Source organism: Nocardia wallacei, from assembly GCF_029868745.1.
Taxonomy (GTDB): domain Bacteria; phylum Actinomycetota; class Actinomycetes; order Mycobacteriales; family Mycobacteriaceae; genus Nocardia; species Nocardia wallacei_B.
The window spans coordinates 1-17,350 of sequence record NZ_JARWOP010000154.1 but is presented as its reverse complement, the minus strand read 5'-3'; the positions used below and the strand labels follow the sequence as shown (position 1 = coordinate 17,350).

General features: G+C 67.9%; 17 protein-coding genes and 2 pseudogenes. 9 read left to right on the top strand and 10 right to left on the bottom strand.

Annotated features, from left to right (window positions below; translation table 11 throughout):
- Positions 1–117 (top strand): annotated as a pseudogene (locus QH470_RS12930) (NUDIX hydrolase); the annotation flags it as partial.
- A 57-nt stretch (positions 118–174) separates the two neighbouring features.
- Positions 175–867: a class I SAM-dependent methyltransferase gene (locus QH470_RS12925; protein ID WP_280272575.1), complete on the top strand. Its 693-nt coding sequence runs from the start codon at positions 175–177 to the stop codon at positions 865–867.
- 54 nt (positions 868–921) lie between these two features.
- On the opposite strand, the gene QH470_RS12920 is transcribed toward QH470_RS12925, so the two are convergent.
- The gene (locus QH470_RS12920; protein ID WP_280272574.1) at positions 922–2,583 is read right to left on the bottom strand and encodes an ABC-F family ATP-binding cassette domain-containing protein; all 1,662 of its coding nucleotides are present in this window, start codon (positions 2,581–2,583) and stop codon (positions 922–924) included.
- Positions 2,584–2,779: 196 nt separating this feature from the next.
- Here QH470_RS12920 and QH470_RS12915 point away from each other — a divergent pair, with 196 nt between their 5' ends.
- Both QH470_RS12915 and QH470_RS12910 read left to right on the top strand, forming a co-directional pair.
- The gene (locus QH470_RS12915; RefSeq protein WP_280272573.1) at positions 2,780–2,971 is read left to right on the top strand and encodes a PspC domain-containing protein; all 192 of its coding nucleotides are present in this window, start codon (positions 2,780–2,782) and stop codon (positions 2,969–2,971) included.
- 145 nt (positions 2,972–3,116) lie between these two features.
- Positions 3,117–3,425: a DUF6802 family protein gene (locus tag QH470_RS12910; RefSeq protein WP_280272572.1), complete on the top strand. Its 309-nt coding sequence runs from the start codon at positions 3,117–3,119 to the stop codon at positions 3,423–3,425.
- Between the two features lie 27 nt (positions 3,426–3,452).
- Here the strand turns inward: QH470_RS12910 and QH470_RS12905 are convergent, their stop codons facing one another.
- From QH470_RS12905 to QH470_RS12890, 4 genes are all read right to left on the bottom strand, one after another.
- On the bottom strand, positions 3,453–3,824 hold the full coding sequence (locus tag QH470_RS12905) for a hypothetical protein (protein ID WP_280272571.1): 372 nt from the start codon (positions 3,822–3,824) through the stop codon (positions 3,453–3,455).
- Positions 3,825–3,896: 72 nt separating this feature from the next.
- Positions 3,897–5,771 (bottom strand): hypothetical protein, encoded by a 1,875-nt coding sequence (locus tag QH470_RS12900; protein ID WP_280272570.1) that lies wholly within the window; start codon positions 5,769–5,771, stop codon positions 3,897–3,899.
- On the bottom strand, positions 5,768–6,079 hold the full coding sequence (locus tag QH470_RS12895; protein WP_280272569.1) for a hypothetical protein: 312 nt from the start codon (positions 6,077–6,079) through the stop codon (positions 5,768–5,770). Before QH470_RS12895 ends, QH470_RS12900 begins: the two co-directional genes overlap by 4 nt.
- Positions 6,080–6,276: 197 nt before the next feature.
- Positions 6,277–7,140: a poly(ethylene terephthalate) hydrolase family protein gene (locus tag QH470_RS12890; RefSeq protein WP_280272568.1), complete on the bottom strand. Its 864-nt coding sequence runs from the start codon at positions 7,138–7,140 to the stop codon at positions 6,277–6,279.
- Between the two features lie 193 nt (positions 7,141–7,333).
- Here QH470_RS12890 and glmS point away from each other — a divergent pair, with 193 nt between their 5' ends.
- Positions 7,334–9,202, top strand: coding sequence for a glutamine--fructose-6-phosphate transaminase (isomerizing) (glmS, locus tag QH470_RS12885; RefSeq protein WP_280272567.1), 1,869 nt, complete (start codon positions 7,334–7,336; stop codon positions 9,200–9,202).
- A 313-nt stretch (positions 9,203–9,515) separates the two neighbouring features.
- Positions 9,516–10,076 carry a transglycosylase SLT domain-containing protein gene (locus QH470_RS12880; protein ID WP_280272566.1) on the top strand — a complete coding sequence of 187 codons (561 nt, stop codon included), beginning with the start codon at positions 9,516–9,518 and terminating at the stop codon, positions 10,074–10,076.
- Here QH470_RS12880 and QH470_RS12875 read toward each other — a convergent pair.
- A complete protein-coding gene (locus QH470_RS12875) occupies positions 10,040–11,245 on the bottom strand; it encodes an MFS transporter (RefSeq protein ID WP_280272565.1) in 1,206 nt (401 codons plus the stop codon). The two genes, QH470_RS12880 and QH470_RS12875, sit on opposite strands and share 37 nt — an antisense overlap.
- Before the next feature lie 136 nt (positions 11,246–11,381).
- Here QH470_RS12875 and QH470_RS12870 point away from each other — a divergent pair, with 136 nt between their 5' ends.
- Positions 11,382–11,867, top strand: coding sequence for a MarR family winged helix-turn-helix transcriptional regulator (locus QH470_RS12870; protein WP_280272564.1), 486 nt, complete (start codon positions 11,382–11,384; stop codon positions 11,865–11,867).
- Between the two features lie 37 nt (positions 11,868–11,904).
- Here QH470_RS12870 and QH470_RS12865 read toward each other — a convergent pair whose 3' ends face one another.
- Complete coding sequence (locus tag QH470_RS12865; RefSeq protein ID WP_280272563.1) at positions 11,905–12,318, bottom strand: plastocyanin/azurin family copper-binding protein; 414 nt, start codon at positions 12,316–12,318, stop codon at positions 11,905–11,907.
- 99 nt (positions 12,319–12,417) lie between these two features.
- On the opposite strand from QH470_RS12865, the gene QH470_RS12860 reads away from it, so the two are divergent.
- Positions 12,418–13,869: an NAD(P)H-hydrate dehydratase gene (locus QH470_RS12860; RefSeq protein ID WP_280272562.1), complete on the top strand. Its 1,452-nt coding sequence runs from the start codon at positions 12,418–12,420 to the stop codon at positions 13,867–13,869.
- Between the two features lie 150 nt (positions 13,870–14,019).
- Here the strand turns inward: QH470_RS12860 and QH470_RS12855 are convergent.
- Positions 14,020–14,897, bottom strand: a pseudogene (locus QH470_RS12855) (integrase core domain-containing protein).
- Between the two features lie 83 nt (positions 14,898–14,980).
- Entirely contained in the window at positions 14,981–15,346 is a 366-nt protein-coding gene (locus QH470_RS12850) for a VOC family protein (protein ID WP_280272561.1), read from the bottom strand.
- Between the two features lie 90 nt (positions 15,347–15,436).
- Here QH470_RS12850 and QH470_RS12845 point away from each other — a divergent pair, with 90 nt between their 5' ends.
- A complete protein-coding gene (locus QH470_RS12845) occupies positions 15,437–16,372 on the top strand; it encodes a helix-turn-helix transcriptional regulator (RefSeq protein WP_280272560.1) in 936 nt (311 codons plus the stop codon).
- A gap of 19 nt (positions 16,373–16,391) precedes the next feature.
- Here QH470_RS12845 and QH470_RS12840 read toward each other — a convergent pair whose 3' ends face one another.
- The gene (locus QH470_RS12840; protein WP_280272559.1) at positions 16,392–17,210 is read right to left on the bottom strand and encodes an SDR family oxidoreductase; all 819 of its coding nucleotides are present in this window, start codon (positions 17,208–17,210) and stop codon (positions 16,392–16,394) included.
- Positions 17,211–17,350 lie beyond the last annotated feature (140 nt).

The window sequence follows — 17,350 nt, the reverse complement described above, 5'->3', positions numbered from 1 at the left end:
GAAATCGCCTGGGCCGGACCCGATCCGGTGTGGTGGGGCCGGCGGTTCGGCACCGACGCGGCACGAGCGCAGGCGCTGGTGTGCGCCGCGGTCCGCGAGACGTTCGAGGTGTGCGGGGGGGGGTGGTGGTGAGGGGGTTACTCGCCTAGTGTCAGGGCTGGATTTGTGGGGCGCGTGACCGAATTCGCCTGGAGCCAAAACGCTTTATATCACGGGCTGCTAATTCGGCAGCGGCCACGACCGTGTCGTCACGTCCTGGATGTCGGTTGCGGCGCGGGCGAGTTCGCGGCCGAACTCGCCCGGCGCGCCGAGCGGGTCGACGCCCTGGACCGTTCCCCGGAGATGATCGACCGTGCGCGTGCGACGGTGCCCGAGAACGTCACCTGCCTCCTCGATGACGTACTCGAACGGCAACTTCCGGACGCGGAGTACGACGCGATAGTCTCGGTCACCGCGCTGCACCACCTGCCGCTCGAGGACGCGCTGCCCGTCCTGGCTCGTGCCCTGCGACCCGGCGGTGTTCTCGCCGCGGTGGCGCTGCCTCGGTACGACCCGCGCGAACTGCCGCTCGAGGTCGCGGCGGCGCTCGGTCACAGGTTCCTTGCGGTCGTATTCCTCGTGCTGCGCAAGCTGACCGGTGACCGCTGGTTCGCCGCCGCAGACGATCCCGCGATGCCGGTCGTGCTCGACCCGCCCCTCACCACCCGCGAGGCGCGGCGCGTGGCGGAGTCGGTGCTCCCCGGTGTCCGGGTGCGACGGGTCCTGTTCTGGCGCTACTTCTTGTTGTGGCACAAGCCGTCCGACGAGGCGGGGTCCGATCCGACCGCGCGGGAACGTTCCGATCGGCGGTCAGAACCAGGCGTGTAGAAAGCCGGCAACGATGCCCGGTGATCGGGGGCGTGACCCAGGCAGCCGGTTCGGTCACCTGTCCTCGGTGAGCAGGCCGCCTTCGATTCGCCAGCGGCGGGTGGCGCGGACGCTGTCGAGCATCCGGCGGTCGTGGGTGACCAACAGCAGTGTGCCCGTGAAGGATTCGACCGCCTGCTCCAGCTGTTCGATGGCGGGCAGATCGAGGTGGTTGGTGGGTTCGTCGAGTACGAGCAGGTTCACGCCGCGCGCTTGCAGCAGAGCGAGGGCGGCACGGGTGCGCTCCCCGGGGGACAGGGTGTCGTTGGCGCGCACCACATGTGGTCCGCGCAGGCCGAACTTCGCCAGCAGGGTGCGGATGTCGGCATCGGTCCAGTCGGGCACCTCGGAGGCGAAAGTATCTGCCGGCGTGGCACTTCCGCGGAACAGGCCGCGCGCCTGGTCCACCTCGCCCACCGCGACACCCGAGCCGAGTGACGCGGATCCCTCGTCCGGTCGGATCCGGCCCAGCAACAAGCCCAGCAGCGTCGACTTGCCGGATCCGTTGGCGCCGGTCAGCACAATCCGGTCGCCCCAATCCACTTGTGCCGTAACGGGTCCCAGTGTGAAATCGCCCCGAGTCACCGTGGCGCCGGACACGGTGGCGACCACCGTTCCGCTGCGCGGCGCCGCGGCGATCGACATTCGCAGTTCCCACTCCTTGCGCGGCTCCTCGACCGCGTCCAGCCGCTCGATGCGGCGCAGCGTCTGACGCACCTTCGAGGCCTGCTTCTCGGTGGATTCCGCGCGCATCTTGCGACCGGCCTTGTCCGAGTCCACCTTTCGCGGGTCGCGCGCCTTGCGGCGGGCATTGCGCACGCCGTGTTCCATCCAGTTGCGCTGCGTCACCGCCCGGGTCTCCAAGGCTGACTTGGTGTCGGCGTACTCCTCGAACGCCTCGCGCGCGTGCCGGCGGGCGATCTCGCGTTCGGCCAGGTAGGCCTCGTAGCCGCCGTCGTAGTCACCCACCTGCTGCTGTGCCAGATCGAGTTCCACGATCCGATTCACGGTGCGCGCCAGGAATTCTCGGTCGTGGCTGATCACCATGAGCGGCACCCGCACGCCGGTGACGAAGCGCTCCAGCCGGTCCAGGCCGTCCAGATCGAGGTCGTTGGTGGGCTCGTCCAGCAGCAGGATGTCGAAGCGGGACAGCAGCACCGAGGCCAGCCCGGCGCGCGCGGCCTGGCCACCCGACAGGGCCGTCATGAGGGTGTCCAGGCCGTCCGGGAGGCTGTCGATCAGGCCCAGGTCGGCGGCGGTCTCCTCGGCGCGCGGTTCCAGGTCGGCGCCGCCGAGCGCCAGCCAGCGTTCCAGCGCGGGGGTGTATTCGTCGCCGGATGCGTCGGCCGCCGCGAGTTGCTCCGCCGCGGCGTCCATCACCCGTTGTGCCGCGGCCACTCCCGTGCGCCGGGTCAGGAAGCCCATGACCGACTCGCCGGGCACGCGTTCGGGCTCCTGGGCGAGGTAGCCGACCGTCGCGTCCGGTGGGCTCAGCGTGATCCGGCCCGTCGGCGCGGTGCGCTCGGACAGCATCCGCAGCAGCGTCGATTTGCCCGCGCCGTTCACCCCGACCAGGCCGATCACGTCACCCGGCGCGAGCACCAGATCGAGGTCGCTGAACAGCGTGCGCTCGCCGTGACCGGCCGCCAGGCCGCGGGCGTGCAGGGTGGCGCTCACGGCCGCGCCTCGGCGCGCAGGGGCCGCCCGCATCCGGGTTTCGGTTCGCTCACCCCGAAGAGTCTGCCGTGCTCGGGGTCGGACCCTGAGTCCGGCCCGGGAAAAATCAGGGTGTGGATAGGTCCGGCGCCCGATGCCGGTGGAGCCCGGATCGGCGCAGAGTGGAGACGTAGCGAACGAGAGAAGGAGAACCGACATGACCGCCCCCACCCGCCGCCTCACCCGATCCCGCAGTGACAAGTGGATCGGCGGCGTCTGCGGCGGCCTCGCCGAATACTTCGGCTGGAGCGCCACCGTGGTGCGCCTGCTGTTCGTGCTGTCGTGCCTGCTGCCCGGGCCGCAGTTCATCCTCTACATCATTCTGTGGCTGGTCATTCCGAAGGGCTGACCGCACGCTGTTATCCACAGGCAACGAGCGAGGCCGGGCGTCATCTCGCTCCGGCGGGCACAGTTATCCACAGCGGGGCTGCGCGAGAGGCCCGGCGGATGTCAGGATGGAGCGACATCCGCCGCACGTCCTCGAGGAGCCGCACATGATGACATCGGACGATCTGCCGGGTCTGCACCTGCCGGACGTCGATGCGCACTCCGATCTCGGCGGTCTCGGTGCCGTCGAACTCCACCACCCCACCCAGGACATCGACGCCGACGGCATACCCGACACCGAATCCATCCAAACCCCCAACGGCACCGACATCTGGACCGACATGGACCACGACGGCACCGCCGACCACGTCAAGACCATCGATCGCGACGGGGCCTATGCCGCATGGGAATTCCACCAGCATCCCGACGGGACGAGTGAGTGGGTCCGTACGGACAAGGGGGAGTTGGGGAAGTAGGGGAGTGCCGCCGCTCCGGCGCGGGAACTAGCGCAGCCAGGAGTCCGGTGGACCGTAGCCTTCCATCCGGGCTTCGTCCTCATCGGTCCAGTCGGACGGCAGCACATACCCTTTCCGGCCGGACGGGGGTTGCCCCGTCCGCTCCGCGGCCGCGGCACGTGCTCGCTCGGCGGCGTCACGCAGCAGCCGATCGTGTTCTTCTCGGGCTTCGCGTGCCGCCGCTTCCTCCGGCGTTTCCGGTTGCGGCTCGGGCTGATTCACCTCTTGCCGAAGCTCTTCGAAGACCGCCGCGCCGCCTTGAGTGGTCCGCTCATCGGCCTCGAAGAACTCGCTCTGCACGCCGCGGGCCGCTGTCCTGTAGTCGGCGAGGATTCGGTCCATCTCCGCCTGATAATCCATTGCCGTGTCACCTATCTCGGTCGACAACCGCCGATGGCCGAGCCATCAGGAATCGGCCGGTTTCCGCGAAGTTCACAGTGGGCCCGCTTCCGACAATTCCGCGCCGCTGTCGATCGGCTGGGCGGGTGAGGCGACCGGTGGCCCGCTTTGATTGCCCACGGGGCGATAACTGGGCGGGGCCACCTTCGGCGGCGGTGCTTGCTGAGCAGGAGGCGGAGGCTGATGGGCGTTCTGATCGCCCGTCGCCTGCGGCGGTTGCTCGCCGGGGTGCTGAGGCCCCGGCGTGGGCGGTTGCTGCGGTGGTTGCTGCCCCCGCGGTGGCTGGTCGGCCGGTTCGGCAGGCTGTCCCTCGCCGTGCCGGTCGCCGGGCGGTGGGCCGCCGGGTGCGGGCGCACCGGCCGGATTCTCGCCCTGCGGAGCTTCCGGAGACTGGCCTGCGACAGCGATCGTCGGCCTGCCCTGCTCATCTAGTTTCAGCTCGTATTTCGTGTCCTGGCCGCCACCGTCGGTCGTGACCACTTGCAGTTCGCCGTTCGGCCCCATCTCGAACTTCAGGTGCTTACCAGCCAGATCGAACTCCGCCGACGGCTTCGGGGCGGCACTGCCATCCGTCGGACTGCCCGAAACCTGTTGCGAGACATCCTGTTGTCCGAGCACTCCGTCGAGACTCTGCTGAATGACTCCCGACAGCGAGCTGATCCCCTGCGTGGCCAGCTGACCCACGGTCTGGCCGACGCTGGAGAGCTGGCCCAGACCGGACAGCACCGAACTGAGATCGGGCGTCGTGGCCGCCGGTGTCGTCGAGGCTGGTTGGGTGGCGGCGGGCGCGGTGCTCGGACCGGGAGTGGACGGGCCGGGCGTGGAGGGACCGGGAGTAGAAGGGCCGGGCGTGGAGGGGCCGGGTGTGGAAGGGCCCGGTTGGGCGGGCGCGGGGAACGGTGTGGTGTCGTGGCTGTCGAGCAGGGTGATTACCGGCTTGTACGCCTGACGGATGTAGTAGTCGGCGAGCGCGCACTGGTGGACGAAGGCCTTGAATGCCTCCTGCACCGCCGGGCGGAAATGATCGGTCAGCCATTGTTTGCAGGTGTCGGCGATCAACTTGTCGTAACCGTCGGCGTTCGTATATGTGTTGAGGTGGAACTGCTCCACCACCACTTCCCTATCGGTGGTCAGGGAATTGTGCGTCCCCTGTCCCGCCGCCACCGTGATTATCGTGCTCACCGGGTCCTCGTCCCCGACGCGCATCGCATGTCCGGCGACCGGCAGTTGCTCGCTGTTGAACCCGGCGATGAAATTCGCCTTGTCGCTGACGATCTGCAGGAGCACCTCCGGCAGGCCGTTCAACGCGGCTGTCACCGCTTGCAGGTATTGGGTCTGCTGGTCGGCATGGGCATGGAAACCCGCCAGGTGGTCCTGTGTGGCGCCGCCGGATTGACCTTGCCAGTACTCCGGCACCGCTTGGGCGACGCCGTTGAGATCCTGTGTGATCTCACTGGCGGAGACCTGCGTACCGTTTGCGGTCGAGGCCAATCCGAGTTGGCTCGACAAATCGCGCAGACTGGCGAGGTTCATGCTCCGCTGTTGGTCGTACCACTTGCCCTCCAGCCGAACAATCTCCTTGCCGGGGTCGTCCCGCGTCTTGATGGTCTCGCCGCCGAGCGTTTCCCCGCCCACGGCCAGTGCGGGCACCGCGAATTCATCGAACCCCGGCAGGCCGATGTCACCGCAACGGTGATATCGGATCAGCGCCCGCTCGAACCATTGCAGACCCGGAGCCGCGGAATTCAGTAGAGCGTTGACGTCCGCACCGGTGGCCTTGACCGTATCGTTCCAGATCTTCTTGTCGAAGACGTTGGTGCCGTCGTCCCGCAGGAAACGGCCCAGCGCATCTCGCGCGGCCGTCAAATCCCGCTGATAAGCCTGCCGGTACTGCTGGGCGCCGGTCATGCAGTACCCGAACCTTCGGGCGCTTGGCCGAGACCGTCGGTGTTCTGCTGCTCCTGCGTCTGAATCGCCGTCACCGCTTGACGCATCGCCGCTACCGTGGCGTCGGACGCCTGCGACCACGATTGCAGCATTCCGACGATGTTGTCGACGCCCGCGGCGAGCTTCTGCCCTTCGTCCTGGTAATCCTGACCGGTGTGGCTCGCGTCGAAACCGACGCCGGCGATCTGTGTCGCGTGGTTCTGTGTCGCGTCGACGCTGGGCTCCAACGTTTTCGCCATGTTCAGTACGGACTGCGGGTCGATCAGCACGGCCCCCTCCTCATCTCCCGATTCCACAGAGAACCGGCCACCCAGGGCCGGCCGCGGTCCTACGATCATGACAGACCGACCATCGGCGCTGCCAGGCTCGAGCGGCACCACATAGCGTGGCTGTTCGAAGGGTTTGACGTTCTCGACGGCTCCCCGGTTCCGTGCGTGCCGAGATCGTTCGAAACAGCCGGTGTCCCCTACTTCCGCAGCGTCTGCACAGCCTGCAGGAGTTGGAGTTTCGACGGACGCTCCGGCTCCTCCTCGCTCGCGGCGTGCGGGTCGACGGGCTGGGTGTGGGGGATGGGCTCGTCGGGGTCGGCGAAGGGCTGGTAGGTCTTGTCGCCCAGTAGCTGGTAGTTCAGGTAGCCGACGAGGAGGCCGCGGACTATGCGGTCGGTCCGGGGTTCGTATTTCGCGGCGCCGAGGGCCGCGAGTGCGCGGCGGCCCGAGGCTATGCCGTTGTGAGTGGACTTGTCGACGGTGCGCAGGGCCATGGGGCCGCCCCAGGCGGTGGCCAAGGAGAGGGCGTTGGAGCTGACGGCATCGATGTCCTCGGCGGCGAGGATGAGAGCGGGGGCCTCGATGTCGGGGGCGAGGGATTCCGCGGCGGGGGCGGTCGGGGCGGGGAAGAGGGCCGCGACGGCGGCGACCTGGCGTTGCGCGGCGGCGATCACGGCCGCCCCGGCGCCCATGCCGTGTCCGGCCAAGGCCAGTTTGTCGGGGTGCACGCTGATCGAACCGTTGCCCAGGCGCACGCCCGTGCAGATGTCGAGCGTGGTCAGCAGGTCGGTGGCGAGGTTCAGGTGGGACGGGATCGGTCCGCGCTCGGTATCCGGTCCGGCCGCCACGAAACCCCACGACGCGAGGTGCTCCAACAACTTCCGATAGTTGCCCACACCGGCCAGCCAGCCGTGGCCGAATACGACCGCGGGCAGATTGAGCCCGGTCTCCGGGGTGAACACCACCCCCGGCTGCCCCGCGATACCGAGATTGCCGCGCAGCACCCGATGCGGTCCGGGGGTACTGAGTTTGCTCAGAAGCGATTTCACAGACGCCGACACGTGGACGAACTTATCGGATGAACGCACTCTTCCGGCGTTTCAGTGCGGCCATGGCGTCCGTTCCGCCCGCGGCGAGCGAACGTGACGGCTTGCTGCCCGGAACGAGCGTGCGTGGTCACCGACCTATTCCGGCGCACCAATCGGCCTGCGGCGGCGTCGCTGCGCGTCTCGGCTCCAAGTACGCTGAGGCACCATGTGCGGAATCGTGGGCTACGTCGGGTACCGGGACGCGCTCGGCGTCGTCGTGGACGCGCTGCGCCGCATGGAGTACAGGGGGTACGACTCCGCGGGAGTAGCGATCCTGGACGGCGCGGGCGCCATCGCGGTGGAGCGCAAGGCCGGTCGGCTGGCCAATCTGGAGGCCGAGCTGGCCGAGACGGGTATCGAGCGGTTCCTGGGCAGCGCCGGCATGGGCCACACCCGCTGGGCCACCCACGGCGCCCCGACCGATCGCAACGCGCACCCGCATCGCGATGTCACCGGCAAGGTCGCGGTGGTGCACAACGGCATCATCGAGAACTTCGCCCCGCTGCGCGGCGAACTCGAGGACGCCGGCGTGGAACTGAGCAGCGACACCGATACCGAGGTCGCGGTGCATCTGGTCGCGCGGGCCTACGCCGCCGGGCCCACCGCCGGCGATTTCGTCGGCAGCGCGCTGGCCGTGCTGCGCCGGCTGGAGGGCGCGTTCACGCTGGTCTTCACGCACGCCGACCATCCCGGCACGATCGTGGCCGCGCGCCGCTCCACGCCGCTGGTGGTGGGCGTCGGCAAGGGCGAGATGTTCATCGCCTCCGATGTGACCGCCTTCATCGAGCACACCCGCGAGGCCGTCGAGCTGGGACAGGACCAGGCGGTGGTGATCACCGCCGACTCCTACGAGGTCACCGACTTCGACGGCAACACCGTCGGCGTACGCACCCGCCCCTTCACCATCGACTGGGATCTGGCCGCGGCCGAGAAGGGCGGCCACGACTACTTCATGCTCAAGGAGATCGAGGAGCAGCCGACCGGCGTCGCCGAAACCTTGATCGGGCATTTCGCCAACGGCCGCATCCTGCTCGACGAGCAGCGCCTGGCCGAGCAGGAGTTGCGCGAGTTCGACAAGGTCTTCGTCGTGGCCTGCGGCAGTTCGTATCACGCGGGCCTGCTGGCCAAGTACGCGATCGAGCATTGGACGCGGGTGCCGGTCGAGGTGGAGCTGGCCAGCGAATTCCGTTACCGCGACCCGGTTCTGGACCGCTCGACGCTGGTGGTGGCGATCTCCCAGTCGGGCGAGACCGCCGACACCCTGGAGGCGGTGCGGCACGCCAAGGAACAGAAGGCCCGCGTGCTCGCCATCTGCAATACCAACGGCGCGCAGATCCCGCGCGAATCCGACGCCGTGGTCTACACGCGGACCGGACCCGAGATCGGGGTGGCGTCCACCAAGGCGTTCCTGGCGCAGATCACCGCCAATTACCTGGTGGGCCTCGCCCTCGCGCAGGCGCGCGGCACCAAGTACCCCGACGAGGTCGCCCGCGAGTTCGGCGAACTCGAGGCGATGCCGAAGCTGGTGGCTCGGGTATTGGAGACGGCGCCGCAGGTGCGGGCCATCGCCCGGCAGTTCGCGCACGTGCCGACGGTGCTGTTCCTCGGTCGCCATGTCGGTTACCCGGTGGCGCTGGAGGGCGCGCTGAAGCTGAAGGAACTGGCGTACATGCACGCCGAGGGTTTCGCCGCCGGTGAACTCAAGCACGGCCCGATCGCGCTGATCGAGGAGGGCCTGCCGGTGATCGTGGTGATGCCGTCGCCGAAGGGCCGGGCGGTGCTGCATTCCAAGCTGCTCAGCAATATCCGGGAGATTCAGGCGCGCGGCGCGCGCACCATCGTGATCGCCGAGGAGGGCGACGACACGGTGCGGCCGTTCGCCGATCACCTCATCGAAATCCCCGCCGCGCCAACGCTTTTCCAGCCGCTGCTGTCGACCGTTCCGTTGCAGGTGTTCGCCGCCGAGGTGGCGCAGGCGCGTGGCTACGACATCGACAAGCCGCGGAATCTGGCCAAGTCGGTCACGGTCGAATAAGCCGACCGGCACTTCCGGGCAAATCTGGTTCTCACGAACAGCGCCGAAGCTGTGATGTGGCCGAGATCTCGGTCGGTGCTGGTCGGAGGAATTCTCTCAGGATAATAGAACCCAGAGTTCACTGTCAGTTCAGATTACGTTCACCTTTCGCAATCAGTCTGTGATGTGCCAGATAACAGACCGCAAGTCTGTTTGTCGCGTGCGGTGATCCGCCGAATCCCCCAACACAAGTCACAAAAGAAAACAGCGCAACAACGACGCCGGTAGCCAGGGGCCCCGGTGTGGTACCGCCGCGCTGTCGGAGCCCTTCATCATGTATGTACGAAAACTGTTACCGCTCGCCGTCTTCGCCGCCGTCGTGGCCATTCCCGCGCAGGCCTACGCCGAGACTCCGATCGCGGGCGTACCGCCGGAACTGCAGGAACCCGCACAGCAGGCGCAGCTGCAGGCCGCGCAGTGGCAGCAGCAACTGCCGCAGGCGCAGCAGGACCAGTTGCAGCAGTTCATCCAGCCGATGCCGCAGCCGATTCCGCAATTACTGCCGCCGATCTTCGCGAACGACCTCGACGGCTGGATCCGCAATGCCCTGCACATCCTCGGGCAGCGCGGCATCCCGGCCAGTTACGACGGCATCTACCGCAATGCCATGCGGGAGTCGGGCGGTAATCCGGCGGCGATCAACCTGTACGACTCCAATGCCGCGGCCGGTATCCCGTCCAAGGGGCTCATGCAGGTCATCGACCCGACCTTCGCGGCGTTCCATGTGGACGGGACGTCGTGGGACATCTTCGACCCGGTCGCCAATATCGCCGCGGCCTGCAATTACGCCGCGCACCGCTACGGTTCCATCGATAACGTCTTCTCGGCGTACTGACCAACGGGGACAGGCTGTTTCGCGGTCGAGCGCCGTTCCAGCGCGCCCGACAGCACGGCCAATCCCAACGCGCTGCCGGACAGCAGCACGCCGACCCAGTTGGGCGCGGTGTAGCCGAAGCCCGCGGCGATGACCAGGCCGCCCAGCCACGCGGCCAGGGCGTTGCCGAGGTTGAACGCGCCGATATTGAGCGCCGAGGCCAGCGTGGGCGCGCCGGCGGACTGGTCGAGCACCCGCTTCTGTAGCGGTGGCACGGTCGCGAAGCCCAGTGCGCCGATGAGCAGGACCGTGATCCCGGCGGCGATCTTGTTGTGCGCGGTCAGGGTGAACAGGCCGAGCACCACCGCCAGCGTCCCGAGCGTGAGATACAGCATCGGCATCAGATGCCGGTCGGCATAACGGCCGCCGATCAGATTGCCGATGAGGAAGCCCAGGCCGAACAGCACCATGATCCAGGTGACCGTGCCCTCGGCGAATCCGGTGACGTCGGTCATCATCGGCGCGAGGTAGGTGATCGCGGCGAAGACTCCGCCGAATCCGAGCACGGTCATGGCCATCGCCAGCAACACCTGGGGATTCTTCAGCACGGCCAGTTCGTGCCGCAGCCGGGCGTCGCGGGGCGCGGGGCGGTCGGGCACGAGGGCGACCACACCGGCGAAAGCGATCACGCCGACCAGGGCGACCAGTGTGAACGCCAGCCGCCACCCGAAGTGCTGGCCGAGCAGGGTGCTCAGCGGCACACCGAGCACGGTGGCGACGGTGAGGCCGGTGAACATGATGGCGATCGCCCCGGCCCGGCGATCCGGGCCGACCAGGGTGCCCGCGACCACCGATCCGATGCCGAAGAACGCGCCGTGCGCCAGGGAGGCGACGATGCGCCCGGTGAGCATGAGCCCGAAAGTCGGAGCGATTGCCGAGAGGGCATTGCCCGCAATGAGCAGCAACAGGCTCGCCAGCAGCATGCGCTTGCGTGAGACGCGGGTGCCGAGCCCGGTCATGATCGGCGCGCCGGCCAGGACGCCGAGGGCATACCCGGTGACCAGCCACCCGGCGGTCGGAATGGTGACGGAGTAGCTGTCGGCGATGCCCGGGAGCAGGCCGACCACGATGAATTCGGTGGTGCCGATGGCGAATGCCCCGAGCGTCAGGGCGAACAGAGCGAGCGGCATGGCCACGGCCTCCCTAGCGATGTTGCGAACGAGCTTTACAGGCGTCAACAATAATTGCATACGCCTGATAATTGCAAGCGCTGGCTATTGCATTGAGTGGCTATCCTGGTGAGACACCCGTACTCAGGAGGAACCCATGACAGCGGATGCCGCGCTGACCGGCCTGGCGGATGGCTGGTGCGCGCTGTCGGTGCTGCACGACCGGATCGAGGCGCACCTCGAACGCGCGTTGCAGACCCATGAGCTGAGCGTCCGCGAGTATTCGGTGCTCACCGTGCTCAGCCGTCAGCACGACGGGCCGGGCGGGCACCTGCGCATGAATCAGGTGGCCGACTCGGTGGCGCTGAGCCAGAGCGCGACGACGCGCCTGGTCACCCGGCTGGAGGATCGGGGCCTACTACAGCGTTATCTCTGCCCCGACGACCGCCGCGGCATCTACACCGACGTCACGGCGACCGGTCTCGAACTGCTCGAGAAGGCGCGCCCCGATTACGACGACGCACTGGCAGGTGCGCTCCGCCAAGCCGCCGCCGATCCGGAACTGGCCCCTCTGGTCGCCGCGGTGCAGGCGCTCAACACCTCGGCCCTCGGCGCGCGGTCACGCGAATATCGGCCTGTCTGAAGGGGATTCGCAATTCTCCCGCGCGGCGAGATCCCCGCTACTGGACGGTGACGGTGCCGCGCATGTCGGGATGCAGGGGGCACAGGTAGCGGTATGTGCCGGGGGTGGTGAAGGTGTGGCTCCACTCGCCGTCTCGGAAGATCGGGCTGTTCAGACCCATGGCCGCGTCGCCGATCCCTTGTACCGCGTGCGGGGCCGAATCGGAGAACTTCCAGGTCACGGTGCCACCGACGGTGATGGTGACCGACGAGGGGGAGAATGCCATGTTGTCGACCCGGACCGTCACCGCCGACTGCGGGGCGTCCGTCGTGGGAGCCGACGAGCCGGACGCGGTGGATGCCGTGGCGGGATTCGGCGTCTTCTCCGAGTCACCCGAACCGCACCCGGCCAGCAGCACGCCCGCCGCGGCGAGCATGGTGACCAGGACGCGCGCGGAGGTAGCAGTCGACATGCGGGACAGCGTAGTAGCCGCGGTCGGCGGGCGTACTCTGCACTCGTTGCGGATTACCGAGTCGGCCCGCACGATGCCGCGGGCAGGTAGGAGGCGAGCATGACCGCACCGACGGTCCGCGGGTACTTCACCGCCGATGAAGTGCGGGCGGCGGAGGCGGAGCTGTTCAAGCGCGTCGCCGACGGGGTGCCGATGCGGCGGGCGGCCCACGGTCTGGCCCAGGTCGTCGCCGCCGAGCTGCGCGAGCGAACCGGAGGTGTCGCCGGGCGTGCGGTGACGCTGCTGGTGGGATCCGGCGACAACGGCGGTGACGCGCTGTGGGCCGGATCGATGCTGCGCCGTCGCGGTGTCGCGGTGTCGGCGGTGCTGCTCTCGCCGGAACGAGCGCACGCGAAAGGCCTTGCCGCCCTGCGCCGTACCGGTGGTCGGATCCGCACCGATCTGGGCGAGCCGGATCTGGTGGTCGACGGAATCGTCGGCATCTCGGGACGGGGTGCGCTGCGTCCACAGGCGGCCGAACTGGTTGCGGCGGTGGAAGTTCCGATCATTGCCGCGGACCTGCCGAGCGGCGTCGACCCGAATACCGGCGCCGTCGACGGTCCGGCGGTGCGCGCCGACGTGACGGTGGCGTTCGGCGCATACAAACCGGTGCATGCGCTGGCTGCTCCGCGATGCGGCCGAATCGAGCTGGTGCCGATCGGCCTGACCCTGCCGGAACCGAATCTGGCTGCGCTGGAACCGGTCTCGATCGGCGCGGCATGGCCGGTACCCGACGCGCCGGACGACAAGTACAGCCAGGGTGTGGTCGGAATCTGCGCGGGCAGTGCGCGATATCCGGGCGCGGCGGTGCTGTCCACCGGCGGTGCGGTGGCCGCGACCTCCGGGATGGTCCGATACGCCGGGACCGGAGCCGCGGAGGTGCTCGCGCACTTCCCGGAGGTCATTGCGGCGCAATCCGTTTCGGAGACCGGGCGGGTGCAGGCATGGGTGTTCGGCCCCGGCGCGGGCACCGACGACGCCGCGCGCCAACGGTTCTCGGAGATCCTCGCGACCGACCTGCCGGTGGTTGTGGACGCCGACGGACTCACCATGCTGGCCGACGACCCGTCCCCGGTCACCGGTCGGCGCGCACCCGTCGTGCTCACCCCGCACGCGGGAGAATTCACCCGGCTCACCGGTCGTGAGCCCGGCCCGGACCGGGTGGCGGCGGTCCGCGAACTCGCCGAGCAATGGCAGGTCACCGTGCTGCTCAAGGGCCGCGCCACGCTCGTCGCGAGCCCCGGAGGCCCGGTCTACGTCAACGAGGCAGGTGGATCCTGGGCGGCCACAGCGGGTTCCGGGGACGTGCTCTCCGGCATCCTCGGCGCACTCCTGGCCACGGGCCGCGACCCATCCTGGGCCGCGCCCGCCGCCGCCCGCGCCCACTCCCTAGCCGCCAACCTCGCGGCCCACGCCCACGGCCCCGCCCCCGCCCCGATCTCCGCCTCCCCCCTCCTCAACCACATTCGCCCAGCCATCCAAACCCTCCGAGCCATGGCCCACCCCACCTGACCAGCCCAGCTCGCCCTTACGAGCCGGCTGCGCATTGCCGAGCGGGTGGTGCGTTAGCTCGAGTGGTGTAGTGCATGCCTGGGCGGACGCGGCTTGTGGACCCGAGCGACGCGTGTTGCCGAGCGGAGTTGTGAGGCGGGGGTCAGGTGGTTAGTTGTATGAGGGCTGGACGTTGGTGACGCCGCTCCGAAGCCGAGAGGCTGGCGGCTGACCCCCGGCACCGCTGTGGGGTCGGTGGTAGTTGTAGTGGATGTTCCAGACCGCGATCGCTGCTGTGCGAGCGTCCTCACTGGTGAACTCGCGGGCATAGAGCAGTTCCTCGGCCAGGATGCGCTGGTAACGCTCAACCTTCCCGTTGTGCCGCGGGGTGTAGGGCTTGATCTTTTGGTGGCGGGATCGGTTGCCGGCGATTCGAGCGAAGTCTGCCGATCGGTAGCACCCGCCGTTGTCGGTGACCACGCGATGGATGTGGTTGATGCCGTGGGCGGCGAACCAGATCTTGGCCCGGGCCAGGAACGCCGCAGCAGTGACTCCCCTTCTCGTCCGGGAGCGGTTCGGTGTAGGACAGCCGCGAGAAGCCGTCGATGGCCGAGTGCAGGTAGGTGTAGCCGCTTCTCGCACCCCGCTGACTTCGCCCGGCCGGCGGACTTGGCTTGGTCGCTGTCGCGGCCGTGGACGCGCCAGCCACCGCCATCGGGGATGCGGCCAACCTTCTTGACGTCGAGGTGGATCATGCTGGCCCGGCCAGCGGGCATTGATCTTGCCCGGCTTGCGGTTCCCTTCTCCGCTGGGGTCGATGAACCGGCGCGTGCCGAGGCCGAGCCGCGCGAGATGGCGTGACACGGTGCGGCGGTTGATCGTGGCTCCGAGTTCACCCAGCCGTGACGCCGCCAGCGGTTTACCCACTTCGATGCGCATGCGCGTGAAATACCCATCTCAGCCGCAACATGCGCGATTGGCCTGGTTTTGCAGCGCTCGATCAGTCGCGTGCGACCCTCGATGCTCAGGGGCGCATTCGCGTGGATCACTATCCGGCCTCTCGATAAGAAATGCGGCCAGACACGGCACCATGAAAAGACGTGCTGGTGCCGCGCCTGCCAGAAGGGCTTCGTCAGTCCTGCGGTGCGACGCGGATCCGGTTCCCGTCGGGGTCGGCTGCGAGGAAGGTGCGGCCAAAGCCCGCGTCGTGAGGTTCTTTCAGGATCGTGATGCCCTTGGATCGCCACTGCCTGAAGATTGCGTCGAGTTGGTCGGGGCCACCGTCGATGGCGAGACAGACCTCGCTGGTGCGTGGGACGTCGGGGGAGAGATTCTCGAACTGCCCTGCCCACAAGGCCAGGTCAGCGCCAGGACCGAGGTCGAAGGTGACATATCCCGGCGTCTCGAACGCCGGACTCATGCCGAGGAGATCACCGTAGAAGCGAGCGGCGGCAGCCGTGTCGTTCACGTAGACGAGAGTCACGACGGATGCGGTCATAGTTGTTCCTTTCGAGGTAGTGGGCAATGCATCCACAGCCTGAACGGAATATGCGCCACATCCTGTCGCATTTGCTGAGAAACTTCGACGGTGACGCCGGACCGCTTCTTCTCCCTGATGTTGCTCCTCGAAACTCGCGATGCCGTGACGTCCTCCGACCTTGCCGCAGCGCTGGGGGTCTCGCTTCGGACCATCACCCGGGACCTCAACTGGCTTCGGGACGCCGGCTTCCCGGTGTCCGCACAACGTGGCCGGCTGGGCGGCGTGCAGGTTCTCCCCAGCGCGGGGCTCGATCTGACCCGCCTCACCCCGGGCGAACGCGAACATTTGACGCTGACCGGATTGGATGAGAAGCAGCGAGAAGACCTCGATGCCTCGATCGAGGGCCGACGTGCGCTCGCCAAGATCACCAGTGCGCGGCGGCCACACATCGGGGATCTGCTCCCACTCGCCGAAGTCGTGCACGTAGACAATCGCCCTTGGCTCCAGCAACATCCGGACGGCACAGCGCCCGCCGCATTGATCGGTCCAGTAAGGCGAGGCCGCCAGCTGCGCATCGAATACGGCAGTTCTCGCGAGCGTCAGCGACTCGACCTGGTCGTGGACCCCTACGGGCTGCTGGCCAAAGGCGGCATCTGGTATTTGGTCGCCGACTGCGACCGGGTACCGCGGATGTATCGCCTCGAACGGATCACGGCCTGGTCGGAAACCGATCGTGCACGACGGACCCGGCCGGACCAGACCCTGGCGAGCGTCGCGGCCGCCCTCACCGAGCGGTGGGCACGGGCGCACGTCGTCGAAGTCACCGCAACCTTCGACCCCACCCAGATCGAGCGAGCCAAGTGGATCTTCGGTCAACGACTACGGCAGGACGGCCACCAAGTCACGATCCAGTTCTTGCATCTGGAAGATGTGCGAGCACTCCTGCCGTTCGGAAAGTCGGTCACCGTCCACGGTCCGCCCGAGGCCAAGGCTCGCTTACACGACCTCGCCAACGAGCTCGCCGACCATTACAGGCCGTCATAAACGTCCTGCCCCGCAACAGTTAGTTGCCTTGGGCGCTTGCGGCGATCGGCTGCCACTCGCGCCATTCGGAGAGGCGGGATTCGTAGTCGGCGGTGGCGATGGTGAGGGGGGCCTCGCCGAGGAAGAGGCGTAGTGGGGGCTGGTCGGCGTCGACGACGGCGAGGATCGCGGGGCGGGTGGCGGTCGGCTCGCCGCCGTGCTGGCCCGCGCGGGCGCGGTTGCGGGCGTCTCGGATCTCGTCGTAGGCGGGGTTGGGGGTGCTGTGCTTGGCGGATGGTCCGGACCAGTCGGTGTCGAATCCGCCTGGCTCGATCAAGGTTACGTGGATGCCGAACGGGGCGACCTCGCGCGCGAGCGCTTGGGAGAAGCCCTCCAGTGCCCACTTCGATGCGTGGTAGGCGCCGAGATTCGGGAACGCGCTGATGCCGCCGATGCTGGACACCTGGATGATGTGGCCGCTGCCTTGGGCGCGCAGGATGGGGAGGGCGGCTTGTGTTACCCAGAGGGCGCCGAAGACGTTGGTTTCCAGTTGGGCGCGGACCTCGGGTTCGGTGAGTTCTTCGATCATTCCGAAGTGGCCGTAGCCTGCGTTGTTCACTACGACGTCCAGGTGGCCGAAGTGGTGGGCGGCTTGTTCTACGGTGGCGAAATCTGCGGAGCGGTTGGTTACGTCCAGTTGTAGGGGGAGGAAGGTGTCTGGGTATTTTGTGGTGATTTCGTGGAGGGTTTTGGGGTTGCGGGCGGTGGCGGCTACTTGGTCGCCTCGGGATAGGGCGGCTAGGGTCCATTCTCGGCCGAAGCCGCGGGATGCGCCGGTTATGAACCAGACTTTGGGCATGGGGGGCTCCTGGGGTGGGGGTTGGGTGGGGAACGCTGCTGTGTTTTTGGCCTTCGCTTCGCTTCGGCGGGTTTTCGGCGCCCTTGGTCTCGGTTTTCGGGTGCCGCTGCTGGCTCCTTCGTCGCTTTGCAGCGGCACCC